This is a genomic window from Antrihabitans spumae (assembly GCF_043944905.1).
Lineage (GTDB): Bacteria > Actinomycetota > Actinomycetes > Mycobacteriales > Mycobacteriaceae > Antrihabitans > Antrihabitans spumae.
Genome location: NZ_JBIMSN010000060.1, coordinates 160,961 through 179,482, shown reverse-complemented (window position 1 = coordinate 179,482; position 18,522 = coordinate 160,961). Strand labels below are relative to the sequence as shown.

Below are 18,522 nucleotides of genomic sequence, written 5' to 3'. Positions count from 1 at the left end.
CTGACCAAACAGGGTCACGCGGCGACCACCTCGTTACACCACGCGTTTGGGCTTGACCCCCGTTTCTTCGCGGAGCGGATGCGGCACTGGTACCGCATAGGCGCACCAATGTGGCATTCGCTCCGGCGTCTTCGGCTTCTTCAGCTGACGCCGATTCGTCCGATCTCGCCGGCCTCCGCAAGGAACTCCCGCCGCCCATCATCTTCCTTTTCACCAGAATCGCGGGGCGACGCTACCGACGCGAGATCGCCCCGACCTGGCCCGCACGCTGAGCGACTCGATCTCAGTCGGTGAAGGAGTAAGGCCCGAACCGACCCCATGCCACAAACGCGGCGAGAGCGAGATAGACCACGTCCAACGCCATCAACGTGTATTCGTGTCGTCGAATGCGGGTGATCGTCGCGCCGATCATGATCAGCACCAAACCCGACGCGGCCAGCGGCACGAGCACCGGTGCGATGTCGAGCACGGCCGGCAGGATCAACCCCACGGCTGCCAGCACTTCGAGTGCTCCGATTGCTTTGACGCCTGCGGCACTGAAGTCTTCGGCCCATTCGGCACTGGGACCCAACGCAATCAGCTTGTCTTTCGGGAGCACAACTTTGCCGCCGCCACCCGCTAGGTATGCGATGGCCAGCAGTCCGGCGACGATCCACAGCGCGATGTTCACGAGGCTCTCCTGAAGCTGTCGGCGACTCCCCCGGCGATGGCAGGAGTTGCGATCGGTGCCGCCCAACAGTGACGGTCGCACCATAAGACGCCGACCAACCGACTGCTGTGACAACGCACAGCTCGCAGTGATCGATCGCTACTTCAAGGAGAAGCTTCCGGAGACACTTTTGATCGTCGTGCCGAAATCGGCTTTGCCGTCGTAGGCGTACTTCTGCCCGGCGGCATCGGTGAGGGTCACCGTGATCGGGAGATCACCTTCGGCGATGACTGCGACGCAGTCGAATTGGTCTCCGGACTCCGGTGCGGCGGGGCCTGTGCATGCCACCGAAAGTGCGTCGACGTTGCTCGCGAGTTTCGTCTCCAGCGCGCCGATGGTGAACGGCACCGGAGCTGAGGAGGACGACCGCGGCGTCGAGGTGCGAGGCGACGATGTCCGGGTAGAGGCTTCGGTTGTGGGCTCAGCAGTTGCCGACGTCTCGTCTCCCGCTGTCGCTGTGCCGTCGACGTTTTCGCCGCAGCCGACCAGAATTGCCGCGCTTGCCACAAACCCAGCTGCCACCGCAACGCAAAACTTCATGTTTCTCCTTCGTCCCGCCGACGGATCAGGAGCGTAGCGCTTCGCACGCTGTCGATCGGGACGTTTCGGAGACCGCTATGCGGTGCTAGCGGCAGACTGCGTTGAACAGATGCCAGTTTCCCTGCTGGAAGAGCAAGAAGCAGTAGGGATTGTTGTCCAGCCGGAAACGGTAGAAATCGTCGTTGTGGTTCCGGTCTCGATCGCCGTGGTGATTGTGGTGCCGATCCCTGTCCACCTGCACAATTCCCGGAGCCGGCGAGGCGTTCGCGGGCACCGCGACAACCGCGAGCGGAACAACCGCGAGTGCGCCGACAACACACGCTTTCGCAACGAGATGCCCTTTACCTTCGGTCGACTTCGCGTTGAACATGAACGAACTCCTGACGTAGGCGTTGACAAGCCGAATCCTGATGCGGCCCTTGGTCCTTTAGGTCTATCAGCAGGCTGACCAGGAGTACATAGGGGTAAACCCCCAACTTTGCCGAGTCTTTACGAATCGCCTCGTCAAACCCGTCGACGCCGAGAATCTGCTCACCGAACCGCACCAAACCGGACACCGACTCGGCGAGAACGACGGACCTCGGCCTGCGTTCCGGCCCCGCGAGCGCTAGGGTGCCCCTATGAATCGTGAGAACAACATGCTCGGCAGCACGCAGACCTGTCGCTCGACGCGTACAACAATCGTTCGCGGCGCGACTCTGGCTGTAGCGGCCATCGGTCTTACGGCAGGCAGCGTCGTGCTGGCAGCTCCGTCGTCCGCAGCTCCCCTCGATGTCAGCGGTGCGGTCGGTGCCATGAACGCAGCACGCAACAAAGTCGGCTGCCCGTCACTCGCCGTGAACAGCGCACTGCAGAACGCAGCTCAAGCGCACAGTGGTGAGATGGCGCGTTCCAAGGTCGCCTCCAGCGCCGGAACCGGAAAATCGACACCCGCAACCCGCATCAAGGACGCAGGGTACGCGGCCAGCTCGGTCGGCGAGCTCGTTCTGATGACGCCGCCTGCAGCGACCTCGGCCGACGTGGTCAACGCGTTCGTCGCATCCGAGAATCCGTACATCCTGAACTGCCGTTTCACCGACGTCGGCATCGGTGTCACGTCGGGATCCAACTCCAACTCGTACTGGACCATCGACTTCGCGCGACCGGCCTAACCGCCTCAGCGGCAGATCTCCTCCAGCCGCGTCCAGTTCTCCTGCTCGAACAGCATCTGACACAACGGGATATCGAGTCGGTAGTAGTAGCGGTTGTTCGCGTGACTCGGGTCTACCTTTTTCTCACGACGCTCCCGGCGCTCGCGATCACTGTCCCGATCGCGATCCGCCTGGACGAGTCCCGGGCCCGGCTCGGCATTGGCAGACGCAGCAAGGACAGCGGACGGTGTAGTGACGACTGCACCGGCGACCAGCATTTTCGCGAGCACGCGTCTACTTGCGACTTTCGAACTGCCGTTGCTCATGAACTCAGGGTAGCCAGTCTACGGCATCGGAGCATATGGGGAAGAACCCTGATTCACACGGTGATCTTCAGACTGCGACCTTCACACCGAGATCCGACCGTTGAGCGACAGCGCACTCAGCGCTCGCAGGGTCACGATTCCTCGCCACTCCGCCGATTGCCCGGCGACCAGCCGAGCCAATCGAACGTCCAGCCGCCGTCCTCGTGCTGACCTCGTTCCAGACGATCGAGGTCGACCTCCAACTGGTAGTCGGTGAACAGGGCGCGGCTCCGCGAACCGGGATGTGGCGACAGCGTCAACGCCGTCAACCGCTCGTCGGCAGTGCCACCGGGGACGGGCACCGACCCGTGTTCGTCGAGTAGCGGGCGGAACCTGTCGATGACGGCAGTCGCGCGGGCAGCATCAGCAACCGCGTCGAGGAACACAAGCGCGTACTTCACCCAGTAGGCGTTCAACTCGTCCGGCCGTTCCAACTTGTCCCAGCACCATTCGGTCGCCCGAGCGATCCACGGATGGCCGAGGTCGACAGCGGCGAGGACTCCGACAACTCCGAAGGTCAGATGCGAGCCGCCGGGTGTAGGAACCATCCACGGTCCGTGTGGATAGGCAGCAGCGCCGGGCAGAACGAACGGCACTCCCCCGTCGACATCGTTTGCAGCAAGCCAGTCCACCGTCGGTGCGACCATGTCGTCACCGAGCGCTCCTACTTCAGCCAGCACCTCGAGCGCGTGCAGAGCACACGTTGTCTCGCTGTCCGGGGTCCGGACGTCGGGCTCGAGGGCGTGCCCGAAGCCGCCGTCGGGATTGCGATACGCGCGCAACGCGGTCAGGACCGGGTCGGCCGATCGACCACGCAGTGCCGCGAGCCTGTGTCTGTCGAGTAGGCGCGCGTTCGCATGAACAAACCGTTCGGCGGCAGCAACATCGATCGTCATTGCCGTCACGCTACGCAGCGGCTCAGGCAAGGTCTTTCAGAAATCGGAACACGCCGACCAGGTCGGCGGGCGGCGCGTACTCCCGATACACCACGATTCCCACCCTAACGCGCGTCGATCGCACCGCCGTTTCGCTGGGCTGCGGCCCCCACATGCGGTACACCAGTGGGAACCCCGAGAACCCGAACAACGGAGCAAGCATGACGCACGACGCCGCCGTCAGCATCCAGCAGCGGCTCTATCCGGAGACCACCTGTTTCGGCTGCGGTCCAGCGAACCCGAAAGGTCTGCATCTCAACAGTTTTCCCGGTGACGGCGTTGTCACGGCCACCTTCCGCCCCTGGCCCGAACACGACAACGGCATCGGCTACCTCAACGGCGGCATCATCTGCACGATCCTCGATTGCCACAGCGCCGCAGCGGTTATGGCAGAAGCGGACCGCCAGGGCTGGCATCCGCTCGGCGACGCCGCACTGTCGTACCTGACCGCCGGCCTCGACGTGAAGTACCTGAGGCCATGCTCGCTGACCGAGGAGGTCGAACTGCGCGCGACCATCACCGAGGCCACCGAGCCGACGATTCTCGCCGAAGTCGAATTGGTCTGGGACGGCAAAGTACGTGCCGCCGCGACAGCGACGTGGAAAAGATGGCGACCGAGGTGACGCCACGAATCCACGCCCAACCCGGCTGCATCTGCGCGACGGCACGGTCGTAGCGTCGACGCATGAGCAATTCCGTGACAGTGCACATGGCCGTTCCACCCGAGACCGTGTGGAACCTCGTCGCCGACATCACCAGGACCGGCGAGTTCTCCCCCGAAACATTCGAGGCCGAATGGCTCGGCGGCGCTACCGGACCCGCGATCGGGGTCAAGTTTCGCGGTCACGTCAAGCGAAACGGCGTTGGACCCGTCTACTGGACGACGTGCCGCATCATCGCGTGCGAACCCGGCCGCGAGTTCGGGTTCACCGTCCTCGGCCCGAACGGCATGCCTGTGAATACGTGGCGCTACCGATTCGAGCCGAGTGGCGACGGCACCGACGTGACCGAATCTTTCGAGATCGGCTCGGCGCTGCCACTGCGGATCTACTGGACCCTTTTCGGCTGGACTCGCGGAAAGACCAACCGTGAGGGCATGCGGACGACGTTGACCCGGATCAAGAACGTCGTCGAGAACTGAACCACCGCAGGAACGATCAGTGTGGCGGCAGCAAACCCTGCTGTCGCGCTTGGGCAACCCAACCCGGGTACTCGTCCATCATCAGGTCGTACAACTGACCATCGGGCAACGCGCCGGGATCGGCAACCGAGAAGAAGTTCGCGTTGTCGAGATACCTGCCAGGCAGGTTGTCGAGTTCTTCCAGGAACTTGAAATCGCCCGTCGCCATCGCGGCAAGGCGTGCCGCGAAACCGCCTCCGGTGCCTCCGCCGCCGCCGAAGAGACCCCGACGCTTCTTCGGCGGATCCGCCGGTGGCTGACCCTGCGGCGGTTGGCCCGGATAGCCCTGCTGCGCAGGCGGATACCCCGGCTGACCCGGATAGCCCACCGGCGCGCCCTGTTGAGCAGGCTGTCCGCCGAACTCGGGAACGGCGTGCTTCGTCTGGTCGTAGTTCGGATCCGGCGTCACATTGCGGCTGGACTGGCCGAGTCCCATGAACTGCCAGAAGAGCGGCTCGTAGGACGACCAGGTGACCTGATTGCGCGTCCCGTCCTGATCGGTGGTCTGCCCGTCGGTCACGAACATGACGTAGACGGGCAGCTGATCGAACCGTGGACTGTTGCGCGGTCCACCCTTGCTTTCAGGAAAGTAGAACTGCCGCACCGCCTCCATTGCTCGGTTGTAGTTCGTGCCACCCTCGAGTCTGCGCCTGCCGACCAGGTTCTGCACCCAGCCGCCGTAGTTGCGTAGATCGAGCGGACCCTCCTCGTATCCCCCTGTGCCGAAGGTGAATACGTCGCACGCGCCGTCGTCGTCGAACTGCACGGCAAGACCGAGTACCCGCTCGCACAATTCCTGGACCTTGCCCGACTTGTACAGATTGGTCATCGAGGCCGAGATGTCGAGGCACAGCGCAACGCGGGCCCTATGGTCGGACAGCCCCTTCTTCTCGAGCGAGATGCCTGCCTTCTTCACCAGCTTGACCATCGTGGGCGGCTGGCCGCGTAGCTGCTTCTCCAGCCGAACGCCCTTGTTCATGTTGATCGACGAGTTACCTGCGGACGCGGTGGCGGATGCCGCAGGGGCAGTGGGTGCGGGAGCAGCGGGCGGCGGCGTTTGCACTGCCTGCGGCGTCTGTACCGCCGGGGCGGGATCGTCGTCGACCGATATCCCGTAGTCCTTTGCGAGTCCTGCCAATCCGGACGCCCAGCCCTGCCCGACCGCACGGAACTTCCACGCGTTGTTGCGTTTGTAGAGCTCGCCGAGAACGAACGCGGTCTCGGTGCCTGCCGGAGGGACGTCGAATCTCGCAACGACGGCACCGCTTGCCTCGTCGATGACCTGCACCGACAGTCCGATGACCTGACTGAACGGCGCACCGTCTGCCGACGCCGTTACTGCGATCGTCTCGATGGTGGGTGGCAACGCGGCGAGGTCGGCCGAAACCGCGTCCCTAGTGCCGGATTTGCCGAGATGCCGGACGCTGCCCTCCTGAGATGTCGGCTGGTTGTAGAAGACCATGTCCGCGTCCGAGCGGACTTTCCCGGTCGAGGTCAGCAGCAGGGCAGCAGCATCCAGATTCGGACCGCCCGACCAGCCGACCTCGACGCGGACCCGCCCTGCTGCGGCTGGAAGCGATACGTTGCCACCCTTTGTAATCGTCGTCACCCGGTCAACTCTAGGACGACCGCGCCACCGAGCAGAAGAACATCGATGAGCCGCACCGCTCGCCACCTTCGGGCAATCAACGCGTGGGCACTCGCCTTACTTGCGCCTGACCTCGACAGCAGCCGGCCAATTGAGCGCAATCGGGTCCGGGAAAACCGTGCCGTTCGGCACTCGACGGCAAACGTGGAGATATCGCAGTTCTCGACTGTTGCGTGTTCTACTAGTCATATGACCATGGTTGCCGTCGACGTCAGCCGGGCGGGTCTCTGGGACGCGGAAGCGCTCAGTGATGTTGCGGCAGCAACATTCCCGCTTGCATGTCCGCCGAACGCTAGTCCCGAAGACATCGAAGTGTTCATCGACGAGGTGTTGAGCTACGAGCGCTTCGGCGAATACCTGTCCGATCCGCTGCGCACCGTCCTCAAAGCGACGAAGGGCGGCAAGATCGTCGGCTACGCCATGCTTCTCGACGGCCCGCCCGAAGATGCGGAAGTCGCCAAGGTTGTCACCCTGCGACCGATCCTCGAGATCAGCAAGATGTACGTCCTCCCCGGCCAGCACGGGACAGGCGTCTCGACAGCGCTGATGGATGCCGCCGTCGAATTCGCCCGGGCCAACAGCTACACGGGCGTGTGGCTCGGCGTCAACCAGCACAATCAACGCGCGCAACGCTTCTACACCAAAAACGGGTTCGAGACGGTCGGAACCAAGACGTTCCGCGTCGGAACGCAGCTACACCACGACTTCGTCATGCAGCGTTCGATCTAGCCGACCGAGCGAGTCCCGATCGGGCTAACCGCTCGCTACCGAAAAGCGCGACAGGGCAAGCAATCGGGACGTCGCGCGCAGGTACTTCTTGCGGTAGCCGCCGTCGAGCATCTCCTGCGTGAAGATCTGGTCGAGCTTCGCGCCGGACACCGTCACCGGGATGCTCGCGTCGTACAGACGGTCCGCAAGGACGACGAAACGCAGCGCGACCGCCTGATCGTCGACCGGGTGCACGTTGTCGATGAACACCGAGGAGATCCCCTTCACCAGCTTTCCGTAGCGCGACGGGTGCAGTTTGCTGAGGTGGCGGCACAACGCGTCGAAGTCGTCGAGCGTCGCTCCCGGTATTGCATTCGAACGTTCGATCAACACCTCGTCGGTCACCGGCTCCGGTGCGGGCGGCAGATCGCGGTGCCGATAGTCGGGTCCGTCGACCCGTACGGATTCGAAGATCGAGCCGAGCTTCTTGATCTCACGTAGAAAATCCTGTGCCGCGAATCGACCCTCGCCCAGCTGTCCGGGAAGTGTGTTCGAGGTAGCGACGATCGAGACGCCGCGGGTGGAGAGTTCGGTCAGCAACCGCGACACGAGCATCGTGTCGCCTGGATCGTCGAGTTCGAACTCGTCGATGCACAGCAGACTGTTGGACGACAGTTCCTCGACCGCTCGGTTGAACCCGAGCGCCCCGACGACGTGGGTTAGTTCGACGAACGTGCCGAACGATTTCGGTTCCGGCGCAGCGTGATAGATCGAGGCGAGCAAGTGGGTCTTGCCGACGCCGAAACCACCGTCGAGGTAGAGACCGGCACCGGTCGGCTGGGGCTTCTTGCCGAACAGTCCCCGCTTACCGCCGGACCGGATCCCCGGGATCTTCTTCGCGAACTCGGCGGCCTTCTCGACCGCTGCCTTCTGCGTCGGCTCGTTCGGATTGGGGATGTAGGACGCGAAACTGACGTCGTCGAACATCGGTGGCGGGACCATTTGTGCGACCAGTTGGTCAGCCGGAACCACCGGACTGCGATCGACGAGACGTTCGGGCATGCGCGCAACCCTAACGACGTGCTCTTATCTGTTGTGTGCAGCATATCCACAATGCGACTCAGGTCACAGGTTCCAACACCACTACGACCGTCGGTCTCGACGAACTTCGCGACCTCTACGCCTACCCCGAAGAACTCGCGACACCTTGGTTGCGCGTCAACTTCATTTCGACGATCGACGGTGCCGCCCATCTCGACGGGTCGTCGACCGGCCTCGGAACACCCTCCGACAAGCAGGTTTTCGGAGTTCTGCGCGAACTGGCGGACGTCATCCTCGTCGGTGCCGGGACCGCGCGAGCCGAGGACTACGGCGGGGCACGGACCAACGAGGCCCGTCGCGAGTGGCGCCTGGATCGCGGCCTTGCGGCAGTTCCGCCGGTCGCGATCGTCTCTGCCGGCGCTCACATCGACCCGACGTCACGGCTACTGACCGACACCAGCGTCGCCCCGATCATCCTGACCTGTACCGACGCGCCTGCCGAACGCAAAGCGCAGCTGACCGCAGCGGGAGCCGAGGTGTTGGAAATCGGGACCGATCAGGTGAGCACCGAGGCGATACTGACGACCCTCGAAGGTCTCGGACTCGATCGAATTCTCTGCGAAGGCGGACCGTCACTGTTCGGGCAACTCGTGGCGGACGACGCCGTCGACGAACTGTGCATCACCACATCTCCCCTGCTCGTCAGCGGTACGACGGGTCGAATTGCGGTCTCCCCGCAGACCGTTCGAACACCCATGGCGAGAGCGCATCTGCTTACCGACGACGACGGAACCGTCCTCACGCGATGGGTGCGCGCTCGGCCCCGCTGAAAAACCTGGCAGGCTGTGCACTATGCGCTCGACACGCTTGGCGGCCGTCCTCGGGATGATTGTCGCGCTCTGCTGCGCCTGTGGCGTCGGCCCGTCCGATCGTCCGGTTGTCGCGACCGAACGCGACAGCCAGGGTTCGGGTGGCGACAACTCGACGTCGACGCCGCCGCCGGAAAACCCGCTGCCCGCATTGGAGAAGCCGAAAACCGATCTCGAATGGCGGGATTGCACTCGCGCCTTGCTCGAAGTTTTCGACCTCGGCGCCGGACCCGCCGGGCTTGTGCTCGACTGCGCGGAGTTCTCGGCCGCGATCGACAAGTCCGGAAACAACGTGTACGGCACCTTCACGGTCGGGGCGCTGCGGGCTCGGCTGCCGCAGACTCCCGTCGATGCAGCACCGCTCGTACTCACCTCCGGTGCGGACCGAGCGTCGTCCGGCACGCTTGCCTCGCTCGCCATAGGGCCGGCTGCAGGCCTGCTCGCGTCGCGTCCGATCGTCGCCATCGACCGGCGCGGCATCGGCAACTCGCAGCCGATCGAATGCATCGCTCCCGAACAGCGACGCCAGCTGCTCGATCTCGCCCAGTTCAGCCTGGCGGGTGAAGATGCCGCCGATGCTGTCGCAAAACTCAGCCAGGACGCGACGATCGCGTGCAAAGACTTTCTGCAGCCACAGGAACTTGCCTTCGACGCCATCCACGCCGCCGACGATCTCGAGGAACTCCGTTCGGTGTGGCAGGTCGACACACTGGCCCTCCTCGGAACCGGCAACGGCGCGAAGGTCGCGCTGAGTTACGCGGCGAAGTATCCGAAGCACGTGAGCAGGTTGATCCTCGACTCGCCCGAGGGGCTCGGCTTGGACGCGACACAGCTGACGGACCACAGGCTGCAAGGCGCCGAAGCCGCGATCACCGCGTTTGCGACTCGGTGCACGGGGTTGAACTGTGCGCTCGGACCCGATCCCCGCAAGGCGATCACAGACCTGGTGAATCGAGCTCGCGCCGGCCAGCTCGGCTCGATTTCGTCCAATGCGCTGCTGACTGCGATTTCCGGCTTCCTCGGTTCGCCGCGCGGCGATCAGCCGAGCCGGGTGACCGTACTCGCCGATACCCTTGCCGCCGCAGCAGCGGGTGACACGGCCGCACTGCAATCACTCATCGCCCGCGAAGAAGCGTTGACCGAGGGTGACGGTCAGTTCATCAACCGGTGCAGCGACGGTCAGCAGTGGCCGCCACCGCAACGTGTGCGTGAGTTGCAGAAGGAGTGGGGCGAGAAGTTCCCGATCTTCGGCCCCGAGGCCGCGGTGACGATGCTCGCGTGCTCGGCATGGCCGGTAGCCCAAGCGCCCCCGGCGCCGTCCGACTTGAAGATCCCGGTGCTGGTGCTCAGCGGAGCCGCCGACCCGGTCACCGGCAACTCGGGGGTCAGCTCGGTGACCGGCGCCATCGGCAACGCGGGCGGTCAGGTGTCCGCACTCAGCTGGCAGGGCTGGGGGCACCCTGTTACCGCTCATTCCGGGTGCGCTCAGGACAGCGTCGTCGCCTACGTCAACGACGGCAAACTGCCGCCGAACGGGACCGTGTGCCCCGCCTGAGGCACTTCTGCAACCACCCCGAACGGGGTGTCTATAGGACAACCGAGAGCGCATTCGGTGTACCGTGCCCCAGTGTTCCTTAGACAACTCGAACCTCGCACCGGGCGTACGACGACCGAGGTGATCTGCTATGTCGCGTGGCCGCTCGCCATCATGACGATGTTGCATCGAGTGTTCATCAAGGCGATCAACGGCTACATCACCGACGATTTCAAGCCCGTCTATCAGGCTGCGCTCGACTTTCTCAATCATCGAGAGGTCTATTACGCGAACTTCGATTCGGTCGATCCGCACTATCTGTACGCACCGAGCGGCACTCTGCTGATCGCGCCGATGGCCGTGCTCGACCCGGAGAAGGCTCGGTGGCTGTTCATTGCGGTCAACGCACTCGCCATCGTTCTTGCGGGTTACCTGTTGCTGAAGCTGTTCGGCTACGGACTGAAATCGGTTGCCGCCCCGATCTTGCTTCTTGCGATGTTCTCGTCCGAAACCGTGACCAACACATTGGTTTTCACCAACATCAACGGTTGTGTGCTGCTCGGCGAAATCGTCTTCATCATGCTGTTGCTCAAGCGCCGCGACCTGTGGGCGGGTGCCGCTCTCGGATTGACGATCGCGGTCAAACCGATACTCGCGCCGTTGCTGCTGATCGCTTTGGTCCGGGGGCAGTGGAAGGTGTTCATCACCGCCATCGGCGTGCCACTGGCGCTCACTGCAATCGCCTGGCCGTTGTCCAAGGACCCGATGGCATTCGTCACCGAGACGGTGCCCTACCTCGGCGAATCGCGCGACTACTTCAACAGTGCCATCGTCGGAAACGCCGAGTACTACGGTCTGGCGCCGTGGCTCACCTGGGGAATCCGGTTGCTGTTCGTGGCCATGGTGCTGATCTCGCTGTGGCTGCTCTACCGCTACTACCGCAACGACGAACTGTTCTTCGTCGCAACGTCGTCGGGCGTTATTCTCACCGCGTCGTGGCTGCTCGGTTCGCTCGGCCAGATGTACTACTCGATGATGCTGTTCCCGCTGCTGATGACGGTCGTGCTGAAGAATTCGGTACTACGGAACTGGCCGGCGTGGTTGGCGATCTATGGGTTCATGTACTACGACAGTTGGCTGTCGACGCGGTTCCCCGATGTCGGTCGCCTCGCCGAATACATGAAGACCACGTTGGGCTGGAGCCTGCTCCTGCTCGTGATCTTCGCCGTGCTCGCCGATCGCTACCTCGCTGCGCGGCGGCAAGGCAGGCTCGACAAGGGCATCGATCCGTCGTACCTGCTGCCGAGTGCGGTCGTCGACAGATCGGCATCGACACCCGCCGACGGGAGCACGTCCGGGACCGCACCCACCTCGGGCGACACCGCCGTCACAGAGTTGTCAGAATCGCCGGCCCCAACCACACGCTGAAACCTATTAGCGTGGACGCATGAGTTCCATCGAATCCAAGCCCCCCGTTCAGCTGTCCGACGACGAATGGCGCGTCAAGCTCTCTCCAGCGGAGTTCAAGGTCCTGCGACTCGCGGGTACCGAGCGGCCCTTCACCGGCGAGTACACCGACACCAAAACCGAAGGTGTGTACGCCTGCCGTGCCTGTGGCGCCGAACTCTTCCGTAGTTCGGAGAAGTTCGAATCCCACTGCGGTTGGCCGTCGTTCTTCGATCCGAAAGACTCCGACGCCGTCATCCTCAAAACCGACCGCAGCCTCGGCATGAAGCGCGTCGAGGTCGTGTGCGCGAACTGCCACAGCCACCTCGGCCACGTCTTCGAAGGCGAGGGGTACGACACCCCGACCGATCAGCGTTACTGCATCAACTCCATCTCGCTGACGTTGAAGCCCGCCGAGTAGCCGGGCGCCACTGCGGACCGATGCACAAAACCCGGCACTCCGTCGAGGGAAAGTTTCGACACGTTGGGTTTCTATCGCGACAGGGCGGGTCGAGGGACCCTCGGATGACAGCCCCCACGGCTGCGACACCCGAGGAGAATCCATGGACCCGCTGCTGCTCGTTGTTCTGATCGTTGCGTCGTTGGTGCTCGTCGTCGGCGCTATGGCCGTGAGCGTTCGTCGCAGTCGTCGAGTCCGACGCGACACCGTGATCGACGGCGCCGTCATCGAAGTCGCCACCGAGTACGAGTTCTTCGGCCGCATTCTGTCCGCTCTGGTCCGTGCAATCGAGTGATCCCCCCGGCGTTCAGCGAGCGAATCGGGCAATCCAGCGTTGCGGGGAGAGTGCGGCGCGCAGCAATATCAACACCGCAATCAGCACGATCTCGGCCAACAGGATCCAGAACAGCAGAGCGACGTCGGGAGCCCACCTGTCGATCACGGAAATCGGAGCTCCTGCGAGAACTTCGATGCCGATCAGTCCGGCGAGTGGTGCAAGAACGCCAACGGCTATCGCGATCACGCCGACGAGAACCACGTGTCGTGTGGAGCGGGGGTGCGATCGACCTCGACTGCCATTCCCGGCGCCCCGAGGTCGTCCGCGGCGGACTCGATCGTGTCGTGCAAATCCGCACCTTGTGCTGGCTTGGACGCGGAGCACCCCGCGAGCGTCGCGCACAGAACGAGGACGGCGATCAACACGAGCGGTGCCCGACCCATACGGTGAATCCCCCATCCACGCGGTTCCATTCGGTCCACCCCATACTGACAAAACAAGCGCCGCCGCGCTTTCGAGGCCTCTAGTCTTTTATAAACCGAGTACGCGGTCTAGTATTAAATCCATGGATCAGACGTGGACCTTGCGCGTTCGAGGACACTCCGTTGCCGTCAGACCAGCTGCCGACAAGTCGATCGAACTACTCCGTGACGACACCGTCGTCGACACGCGTCGGATCCCCATCTTCGGTGCCGTGACGTTCGATCTCGATGCTGCGCGGGTCAAGGTCGGCGTCGGCTGGGGTACGCGCATATCGAAGGCAGTATTACGGCTCGACGGATCACCCGACGACACCGAACGCGACATCGAGTACGACCCCCCACCCGGGTCCAGGAAGGCGAAGCTCGCGGCACTGAAACAACGCCGACCGAAGGTCTACGCCGCCAGACACATCGGGATTGCGGCACTCGAGATCATCGCCGGGGTGCTCGGTCTGAATCTGCTGCTGCGCCTGTTGCCGGACCTGAACATTCCCAAGCCCGACCTACCCGACCTGAACCTGCCGAGCATCCCCCTGCCGAGCCTCGACCTGCCGGACATCTCGCTTCCAGGCTGGGTCGGGGCCATCGCAGCATCGGCGAAGTACTGGATCCCGGTTCTGATCGCGATCGGTATTGCTGCGAACGAGGTCGGTCGGCGGCAGCGAGCAGCGCAGCGAAAGCGCGACATCGCCGCCGAGGGAAGCACCGCAACAGGGAGCACCGCAGCGGGGAGTTCCGATGAGAACCGTTGACCCACAACAACATGCGAAACGGCGACTGCACATCCTCGACGCCGCCGCGGAGTGCTTCGCGGACAAAGGCTTTGCGAAGACGACGACCGCGAAGATCTGCTCGACGGCGGGCATCAGTTCGGGCAGCCTGTTTCACTACTTCCCGAACAAGCAGGCGGTCTTCAGCGCAATCTTCGAGCAGGACCGCTCCGACCTCGACGAATTCTTCACCGCGGCAGCACAATCCGACGACCCGTACGGTTGCGTGATCGAGTGGATCGACCACTGCGCCGAGCAGGCGCGGCTACCGATCATTGCGGGACTGATGGCGGCCGTCGTCGAACGCTGCCACCAGGATCCTGTGTTCGCCGAGCTGGTCACCGGCACCGAGACGCTGACGCGCGACGGGATTGCAACACTGATCGAGAAGGCCGAACGCATAGGCCAGCTGGAGCCGACCGCGTCACCGCACCTACTCGCGGGGTGGGTTCTCGTCCTCGTCGACGGCCTCTACAGCCGGCTCAGCGAACTCGGCTACGACCGCGACCTGCAGCTGAGTAGCTTGAAGACCATGGTCGCCGACCTACTCGGTTACCGCGGTGACGCCACGGCGAATCGGATCAGGGCAGTGCCGCAATAAGTTTGTCGATCTCGACGCGAGGGCCCGTGTAGAACGGAATCTCTTCGCGCACATGCAATCTCGCTTCGGTCGCCCGAAGTTCGCGCATCAGGTCGACGATTCGGTGCAGTTCGGGTGCCTCGAAAGCAAGAATCCATTCGTAATCGCCGAGCGCGAAGGAACTCACCGTGTTCGCGCGAACGTCGGCGTAGGCTCGCGCGGCCTTGCCGTGATCGGCGAGCATCTTGCGACGCTCGTCGTCGGGCAGCAGGTACCACTCGTAGGACCGGACGAACGGGTAGACACAGATGTAGTTGCCCGGCTCCTCCCCCGTGAGAAACGCGGGCAGGTGGCTCTTGTTGAACTCCGCGGGCCGGTGCAGCGCGACGTTGCTCCAGATCGGAGCACTCACCTTGCCGAGCACGGTCGTCCGCCGGAAATCGGCGTACGCAGCCTGCAACTCTTCGATGTTCTCCGCGTGCGTCCACAGCATGAAGTCGGCATCGGCGCGCAAACCTGCAACGTCGTAGATACCGCGGAGCACGACACCCTTGTCGGCGAGGCCTTCGAAGAAGACCTGCGCATCCTTGATCGCCGCTTCCCTGTCGTCGCCGAGTTGACCCGGCTGGACCTGAAAGACAGAGAACATCAGGTATCGGATCGTCGAATTGAGTGTCTGAAAATCTAGGCGTGCCACGCACACCATCGTGCCATGACGGCTAGTGCACAGCAGCCAGCAGGCGTGCCGCAGCGGCAGACCCCGCCGAGATGCACGCAGGCACGCCGACCCCACGCAGGAACGCACCCGCCACTTCCAGTCCAGCGACGTCGGCAAGGCCCGATTCGATCTCGCCGACCCGATCGAGATGGCCTGGCAGGTACTGCGGGAGACCACCGGACCAGTGTTGGACAACCGCGTCCACAGGAGTCACCGACACACCTGTGACGGTCGCCAGATCTTCCGTGGCTGTGGCAATCAGGTCGGCGTCGCCGGCATCGGAGACCGAATCGCCGTAGCGGCCGAAGGATGCCCGCACGAGTGCGACGCCACGTTCGGCGAGGTGCGGCCATTTCCGGCTGGAGAACGTGAAAGCCTTGGCCCGCAAGGCTTCTCCGGTCGCAACAAGCACGCCGGAATGCTGCGGAAGGTCGATGCCTGCAGGAAGTGCCAACCCGACGAGCGCCGACGACGCCAGCGGTATCGCAGCCGCAGCGGCCGCCGCGGAAGGGGCGACGGCGGCGAGCAACCGCCCGATCGCAGTTGCAGGCAGCGCAAGGACTACGCCGTCGAACCTGCCCAGCGGCTCGAGCTGCCAGCCGGACCCTGACCGCTCGATCGAGCGCACGGTCATGCCGAGTTCGACGACTGGATCGGCGGCAGCGAGCAACGCGTCGAGCAGCACCGCGTAGCCGTCGCGGATCCCGCCGAACACCGGACCCGGCATCGGCGGTGGCAACGCCTGCACTACGGCTTCGGTGAGGCTTCGCGCACCTGCGTCGAGCGCGGCCGCCAAGGTCGGCAACGCCGCCCGCACGCCGATCGACGACGACAGTCCCGAGTACACGCCGCCGAGCAGTGGATCGACGGATCTGCGTACGACCTGCTCACCGAACCGGTCGGCGACGAGAGAACCGACGTCGACATCGCTGTCGCGGTCCCACCGGAAGGGCGTCGCGGGTTCGGCATCGATCCTCGCCAGCGTCGCGTCGTCGACAAGTCCTTCGACCGCGGCGCGGCTGGAAGGAATTCCCATCAACGTCGCGGTCGGCAGCGGGTGCAGGGCACCGCCTGCCCAGACGAGCGGCCGCAGTCCCGCGGGATGTACCAACTGATCAGCGATGCCAAGCTCCGCGAGCAGGTCTGGAACCTCGGGTCGGCGGCCGACGAACGCCTCGGCGCCGATGTCGATCACGCCGTCGCCAAGTGGAACGGTCCGGAGTTTGCCGCCGATCCGATCCGACGCCTCGACAAGGGTGATCGTCGCAGTAGGCCCAAGGGCTTGCCGCAGCCGATACGCCGCGACCAGACCGGAGATGCCGGCCCCAACGACGGCAACGGACGTCACAACGAGTGCACCAACTCCACCGTCGCCGTGATCACCCCGGGATCGGTCTTCGGGAGCACACCATGCCCGAGGTTGAAGATGTGACCGGTCGCGCCGAGGGTCAACGCTTCGTCGCCCTCGCTGACGATCCGTCGCACCTCGTTTTCGATCGATTCGGTGCCCGCGAACAGCACGGCCGAATCGAGGTTGCCCTGCAAGGCTTTTCCTGGTCCGACGCGTCGTGCGGCCTCCGGAAGCGGTATCCGCCAATCGACACCGACGACGTCGGCGCCCGCCTCCCCCATCGATCTCAGCAGCTCTCCGGTTCCGACGCCGAAGTGGATCTTCGGAACTCCGGAGGCAGCCAGCTCTGCGAAGACACGTTCACTGTGCGGCAGCACGAACTCGCGGTAATTGGCGAGTGACAGCGTGCCCGCCCACGAGTCGAAGAGTTGGATCGCGTCGACGCCGGCGTTCACCTGCGTCTGCAAGAACGTGATGGTGATATCTGCGAGTCGACCGAGCAGCGCGTTCCAGGTTTCGGGATCGCTGTGCATCAGCGCTTTGGTGCGTTCGAGATTGCGACTCGGACCGCCCTCGATGAGGTAGGACGCCAGGGTGAACGGGGCGCCGGCAAAACCGATCAACGCGGTGTCACCAAGTTCGGCTGTGAGGAGTGTGATGGCTTCGGCTATCGCACCGACCTCGCTCGGGTCCAGCGTCGGCAAGGCAGCGACATCGGCCTTCGATCGGATCGGATTGGCGACGACAGGACCGACACCAGCGACGATATCCAGATCGATACCTGCGGCTTTCAGCGGCACGACGATATCGGAGAACAGGATCGCGGCGTCGACGCCGTGCCGACGGATCGGCTGCATCGTGATCTCGCAGACCAGTTCAGGGGTGAAGCACGACTCCAACATCCCCACATCTGCCCGGATAGCCCGGTACTCGGGCAGTGATCGACCGGCCTGTCGCATGAACCAAACAGGTCGGTGGCTGGGAGTTTGCCCGGTCGCGGCTGCTAGAAACGGCGAATCCGTCAGCTGCCGACGTGTGGGGTAACCAGCGGTATGCCCGCGCTGAACGGGGCTCATATCTGCTTCTCGCTCATCATCGCCATGCTCTCATGAATCGGCGCGCCTCCATGCGCGGGCCGACGTGCGGGTCTACCGTGCGACTTTGTGACGACGTCCGGATCCGCCGCTGAACCGGCACCTTTTCGTGCCGCAGTCGATGCGATGGGTGCTGCGACCGTCCATCCCGGTATCGAATTGGGCCCGATTCGCCCACCTCAACGGCTTGCGCCGTTCTCCTACGCGATCGGTGCAGAGGTCAAACACGTCGAGACCGAGGTCGTCCCCGAGCAGTCCGAAGGCGACGCGTTCGGCCGCCTGATCTTGCTGTACGACCCCAACGGCGACGAAGCCTGGAACGGCACGCTGCGGTTGGTCGCCTACATTCAGGCCGACGTCGATGCCTCCCTCGCAGGTGATCCGCTGCTGCCCGAAGTGGCCTGGAGCTGGCTCGTCGATGCGTTGGAAGCACGAAACGAACCGCTGAACGCGCTCGGCGGAACGGTGACCGCGACGAGTTCGGTGCGCTACGGCGATATCGCGGGTCCGCCGCGGGCGCATCAACTGGAATTGCGCGCGTCCTGGACGCCGACCACCGTCGAACTTGCGAGTCATGTCGAGGCATTCGGCGAGGTTCTCGCCTATGCGGCGGGCCTGCCACCTGCGGGAATTACGGAATTGAGGGCCTGAGGGCCTAACGGCCTTGTGAGTCTTTTCGGAGGTC

24 protein-coding genes are annotated in these 18,522 nt (G+C 64.0%); 12 read left to right on the top strand and 12 right to left on the bottom strand.

Translation table 11 applies throughout. The features are described from left to right. Window positions 1-283: 283 nt before the first annotated feature. From ACHIRB_RS15135 to ACHIRB_RS15125, 3 genes are all read right to left on the bottom strand, one after another. Window positions 284-670 carry a DoxX family protein gene (locus ACHIRB_RS15135; RefSeq protein WP_395123851.1) on the bottom strand — a complete coding sequence of 129 codons (387 nt, stop codon included), beginning with the start codon at window positions 668-670 and terminating at the stop codon, window positions 284-286. A 138-nt stretch (window positions 671-808) separates the two neighbouring features. Next, window positions 809-1,249 (bottom strand): hypothetical protein, encoded by a 441-nt coding sequence (locus ACHIRB_RS15130; RefSeq protein ID WP_395123850.1) that lies wholly within the window; start codon window positions 1,247-1,249, stop codon window positions 809-811. An 85-nt stretch (window positions 1,250-1,334) separates the two neighbouring features. Further along, on the bottom strand, window positions 1,335-1,619 hold the full coding sequence (locus tag ACHIRB_RS15125) for a hypothetical protein (protein ID WP_395123849.1): 285 nt from the start codon (window positions 1,617-1,619) through the stop codon (window positions 1,335-1,337). Between the two features lie 250 nt (window positions 1,620-1,869). Here ACHIRB_RS15125 and ACHIRB_RS15120 point away from each other — a divergent pair, with 250 nt between their 5' ends. Beyond that, entirely contained in the window at window positions 1,870-2,400 is a 531-nt protein-coding gene (locus ACHIRB_RS15120) for a CAP domain-containing protein (protein WP_395123848.1), read from the top strand. A gap of 5 nt (window positions 2,401-2,405) precedes the next feature. Here the strand turns inward: ACHIRB_RS15120 and ACHIRB_RS15115 are convergent, their stop codons facing one another. Both ACHIRB_RS15115 and ACHIRB_RS15110 read right to left on the bottom strand, forming a co-directional pair. Continuing rightward, window positions 2,406-2,705: a hypothetical protein gene (locus tag ACHIRB_RS15115; RefSeq protein ID WP_395123847.1), complete on the bottom strand. Its 300-nt coding sequence runs from the start codon at window positions 2,703-2,705 to the stop codon at window positions 2,406-2,408. Between the two features lie 131 nt (window positions 2,706-2,836). After that, on the bottom strand, window positions 2,837-3,640 hold the full coding sequence (locus tag ACHIRB_RS15110) for a hypothetical protein (RefSeq protein WP_395123846.1): 804 nt from the start codon (window positions 3,638-3,640) through the stop codon (window positions 2,837-2,839). Window positions 3,641-3,840: 200 nt separating this feature from the next. Between ACHIRB_RS15110 and ACHIRB_RS15105 the strand changes: the two genes are divergently transcribed. Together ACHIRB_RS15105 and ACHIRB_RS15100 are read left to right on the top strand one after the other, a co-directional pair. Continuing rightward, window positions 3,841-4,302, top strand: a complete 462-nt coding sequence (locus tag ACHIRB_RS15105) for a PaaI family thioesterase (RefSeq protein ID WP_395112927.1) — start codon at window positions 3,841-3,843, stop codon at window positions 4,300-4,302. A 62-nt stretch (window positions 4,303-4,364) separates the two neighbouring features. Beyond that, the gene (locus ACHIRB_RS15100) at window positions 4,365-4,820 is read left to right on the top strand and encodes an SRPBCC family protein (RefSeq protein WP_395123845.1); all 456 of its coding nucleotides are present in this window, start codon (window positions 4,365-4,367) and stop codon (window positions 4,818-4,820) included. A gap of 16 nt (window positions 4,821-4,836) precedes the next feature. Here the strand turns inward: ACHIRB_RS15100 and ACHIRB_RS15095 are convergent, their stop codons facing one another. After that, the gene (locus tag ACHIRB_RS15095) at window positions 4,837-6,468 is read right to left on the bottom strand and encodes a VWA domain-containing protein (protein WP_395112926.1); all 1,632 of its coding nucleotides are present in this window, start codon (window positions 6,466-6,468) and stop codon (window positions 4,837-4,839) included. Between the two features lie 228 nt (window positions 6,469-6,696). On the opposite strand from ACHIRB_RS15095, the gene ACHIRB_RS15090 reads away from it, so the two are divergent. Then, entirely contained in the window at window positions 6,697-7,236 is a 540-nt protein-coding gene (locus tag ACHIRB_RS15090) for a GNAT family N-acetyltransferase (protein ID WP_395112925.1), read from the top strand. Between the two features lie 24 nt (window positions 7,237-7,260). Here ACHIRB_RS15090 and zapE read toward each other — a convergent pair whose 3' ends face one another. Then, the gene (gene zapE, locus ACHIRB_RS15085; protein WP_395112924.1) at window positions 7,261-8,277 is read right to left on the bottom strand and encodes a cell division protein ZapE; all 1,017 of its coding nucleotides are present in this window, start codon (window positions 8,275-8,277) and stop codon (window positions 7,261-7,263) included. 35 nt (window positions 8,278-8,312) lie between these two features. On the opposite strand from zapE, the gene ACHIRB_RS15080 reads away from it, so the two are divergent. From ACHIRB_RS15080 to ACHIRB_RS15060, 5 genes are all read left to right on the top strand, one after another. Further along, window positions 8,313-9,086, top strand: coding sequence for a pyrimidine reductase family protein (locus ACHIRB_RS15080; protein WP_395112923.1), 774 nt, complete (start codon window positions 8,313-8,315; stop codon window positions 9,084-9,086). Between the two features lie 22 nt (window positions 9,087-9,108). Next, window positions 9,109-10,680, top strand: coding sequence for an alpha/beta hydrolase (locus tag ACHIRB_RS15075; protein WP_395112922.1), 1,572 nt, complete (start codon window positions 9,109-9,111; stop codon window positions 10,678-10,680). A 72-nt stretch (window positions 10,681-10,752) separates the two neighbouring features. After that, on the top strand, window positions 10,753-12,087 hold the full coding sequence (locus tag ACHIRB_RS15070; protein ID WP_395123844.1) for a glycosyltransferase family 87 protein: 1,335 nt from the start codon (window positions 10,753-10,755) through the stop codon (window positions 12,085-12,087). A gap of 19 nt (window positions 12,088-12,106) precedes the next feature. Continuing rightward, the gene (msrB, locus tag ACHIRB_RS15065; protein WP_395112920.1) at window positions 12,107-12,526 is read left to right on the top strand and encodes a peptide-methionine (R)-S-oxide reductase MsrB; all 420 of its coding nucleotides are present in this window, start codon (window positions 12,107-12,109) and stop codon (window positions 12,524-12,526) included. A 142-nt stretch (window positions 12,527-12,668) separates the two neighbouring features. Beyond that, window positions 12,669-12,860, top strand: a complete 192-nt coding sequence (locus tag ACHIRB_RS15060; protein WP_395112919.1) for a hypothetical protein — start codon at window positions 12,669-12,671, stop codon at window positions 12,858-12,860. A gap of 12 nt (window positions 12,861-12,872) precedes the next feature. On the opposite strand, the gene ACHIRB_RS15055 is transcribed toward ACHIRB_RS15060, so the two are convergent. Next, window positions 12,873-13,088, bottom strand: coding sequence for a hypothetical protein (locus tag ACHIRB_RS15055; RefSeq protein ID WP_395112918.1), 216 nt, complete (start codon window positions 13,086-13,088; stop codon window positions 12,873-12,875). Beyond that, a complete protein-coding gene (locus tag ACHIRB_RS15050; RefSeq protein WP_395127723.1) occupies window positions 13,085-13,315 on the bottom strand; it encodes a hypothetical protein in 231 nt (76 codons plus the stop codon). Before ACHIRB_RS15050 ends, ACHIRB_RS15055 begins: the two co-directional genes overlap by 4 nt. Window positions 13,316-13,407: 92 nt before the next feature. Between ACHIRB_RS15050 and ACHIRB_RS15045 the strand changes: the two genes are divergently transcribed. Next, window positions 13,408-14,076, top strand: a complete 669-nt coding sequence (locus tag ACHIRB_RS15045; protein ID WP_395123842.1) for a hypothetical protein — start codon at window positions 13,408-13,410, stop codon at window positions 14,074-14,076. Beyond that, the gene (locus ACHIRB_RS15040) at window positions 14,063-14,695 is read left to right on the top strand and encodes a TetR/AcrR family transcriptional regulator (protein ID WP_395112915.1); all 633 of its coding nucleotides are present in this window, start codon (window positions 14,063-14,065) and stop codon (window positions 14,693-14,695) included. Before ACHIRB_RS15045 ends, ACHIRB_RS15040 begins: the two co-directional genes overlap by 14 nt. Here the strand turns inward: ACHIRB_RS15040 and hemQ are convergent. Genes hemQ through hemE form a run of 3 tightly spaced genes read right to left on the bottom strand, consistent with a single transcriptional unit; the run spans window position 14,676 to window position 17,819 of the window. Continuing rightward, the gene (hemQ, locus tag ACHIRB_RS15035; RefSeq protein WP_395123841.1) at window positions 14,676-15,371 is read right to left on the bottom strand and encodes a hydrogen peroxide-dependent heme synthase; all 696 of its coding nucleotides are present in this window, start codon (window positions 15,369-15,371) and stop codon (window positions 14,676-14,678) included. The genes ACHIRB_RS15040 and hemQ overlap by 20 nt on opposite strands. A 22-nt stretch (window positions 15,372-15,393) precedes the next feature. Then, window positions 15,394-16,740 carry a protoporphyrinogen oxidase gene (locus ACHIRB_RS15030; protein WP_395123840.1) on the bottom strand — a complete coding sequence of 449 codons (1,347 nt, stop codon included), beginning with the start codon at window positions 16,738-16,740 and terminating at the stop codon, window positions 15,394-15,396. After that, a complete protein-coding gene (gene hemE, locus ACHIRB_RS15025) occupies window positions 16,737-17,819 on the bottom strand; it encodes a uroporphyrinogen decarboxylase (RefSeq protein ID WP_395123839.1) in 1,083 nt (360 codons plus the stop codon). Before hemE ends, ACHIRB_RS15030 begins: the two co-directional genes overlap by 4 nt. Window positions 17,820-17,906: 87 nt before the next feature. On the opposite strand from hemE, the gene ACHIRB_RS15020 reads away from it, so the two are divergent. Next, a complete protein-coding gene (locus ACHIRB_RS15020; protein WP_199706252.1) occupies window positions 17,907-18,488 on the top strand; it encodes a DUF3000 domain-containing protein in 582 nt (193 codons plus the stop codon). Window positions 18,489-18,522: the final 34 nt, after the last annotated feature.

Bases quoted from the DNA above. Each gene is read 5' to 3' on its own strand.
- ACHIRB_RS15130 (WP_395123850.1), bottom strand. From the start codon at position 1,249: ATGAAGTTTTGCGTTGCGGTGGCAGCTGGGTTTGTGGCAAGCGCGGCA.
- ACHIRB_RS15125 (WP_395123849.1), bottom strand. From the start codon at position 1,619: ATGTTCAACGCGAAGTCGACCGAAGGTAAAGGGCATCTCGTTGCGAAA.
- ACHIRB_RS15120 (WP_395123848.1), top strand. From the start codon at position 1,870: ATGAATCGTGAGAACAACATGCTCGGCAGCACGCAGACCTGTCGCTCG.
- ACHIRB_RS15115 (WP_395123847.1), bottom strand. From the start codon at position 2,705: ATGAGCAACGGCAGTTCGAAAGTCGCAAGTAGACGCGTGCTCGCGAAA.
- ACHIRB_RS15110 (WP_395123846.1), bottom strand. From the start codon at position 3,640: ATGACGATCGATGTTGCTGCCGCCGAACGGTTTGTTCATGCGAACGCG.
- ACHIRB_RS15105 (WP_395112927.1), top strand. From the start codon at position 3,841: ATGACGCACGACGCCGCCGTCAGCATCCAGCAGCGGCTCTATCCGGAG.
- ACHIRB_RS15100 (WP_395123845.1), top strand. From the start codon at position 4,365: ATGAGCAATTCCGTGACAGTGCACATGGCCGTTCCACCCGAGACCGTG.
- ACHIRB_RS15090 (WP_395112925.1), top strand. From the start codon at position 6,697: ATGACCATGGTTGCCGTCGACGTCAGCCGGGCGGGTCTCTGGGACGCG.
- zapE (WP_395112924.1), bottom strand. From the start codon at position 8,277: ATGCCCGAACGTCTCGTCGATCGCAGTCCGGTGGTTCCGGCTGACCAA.
- ACHIRB_RS15075 (WP_395112922.1), top strand. From the start codon at position 9,109: ATGCGCTCGACACGCTTGGCGGCCGTCCTCGGGATGATTGTCGCGCTC.
- msrB (WP_395112920.1), top strand. From the start codon at position 12,107: ATGAGTTCCATCGAATCCAAGCCCCCCGTTCAGCTGTCCGACGACGAA.
- ACHIRB_RS15060 (WP_395112919.1), top strand. From the start codon at position 12,669: ATGGACCCGCTGCTGCTCGTTGTTCTGATCGTTGCGTCGTTGGTGCTC.
- ACHIRB_RS15050 (WP_395127723.1), bottom strand. From the start codon at position 13,315: ATGGAACCGCGTGGATGGGGGATTCACCGTATGGGTCGGGCACCGCTC.
- ACHIRB_RS15045 (WP_395123842.1), top strand. From the start codon at position 13,408: ATGGATCAGACGTGGACCTTGCGCGTTCGAGGACACTCCGTTGCCGTC.
- ACHIRB_RS15040 (WP_395112915.1), top strand. From the start codon at position 14,063: ATGAGAACCGTTGACCCACAACAACATGCGAAACGGCGACTGCACATC.
- hemE (WP_395123839.1), bottom strand. From the start codon at position 17,819: ATGAGCCCCGTTCAGCGCGGGCATACCGCTGGTTACCCCACACGTCGG.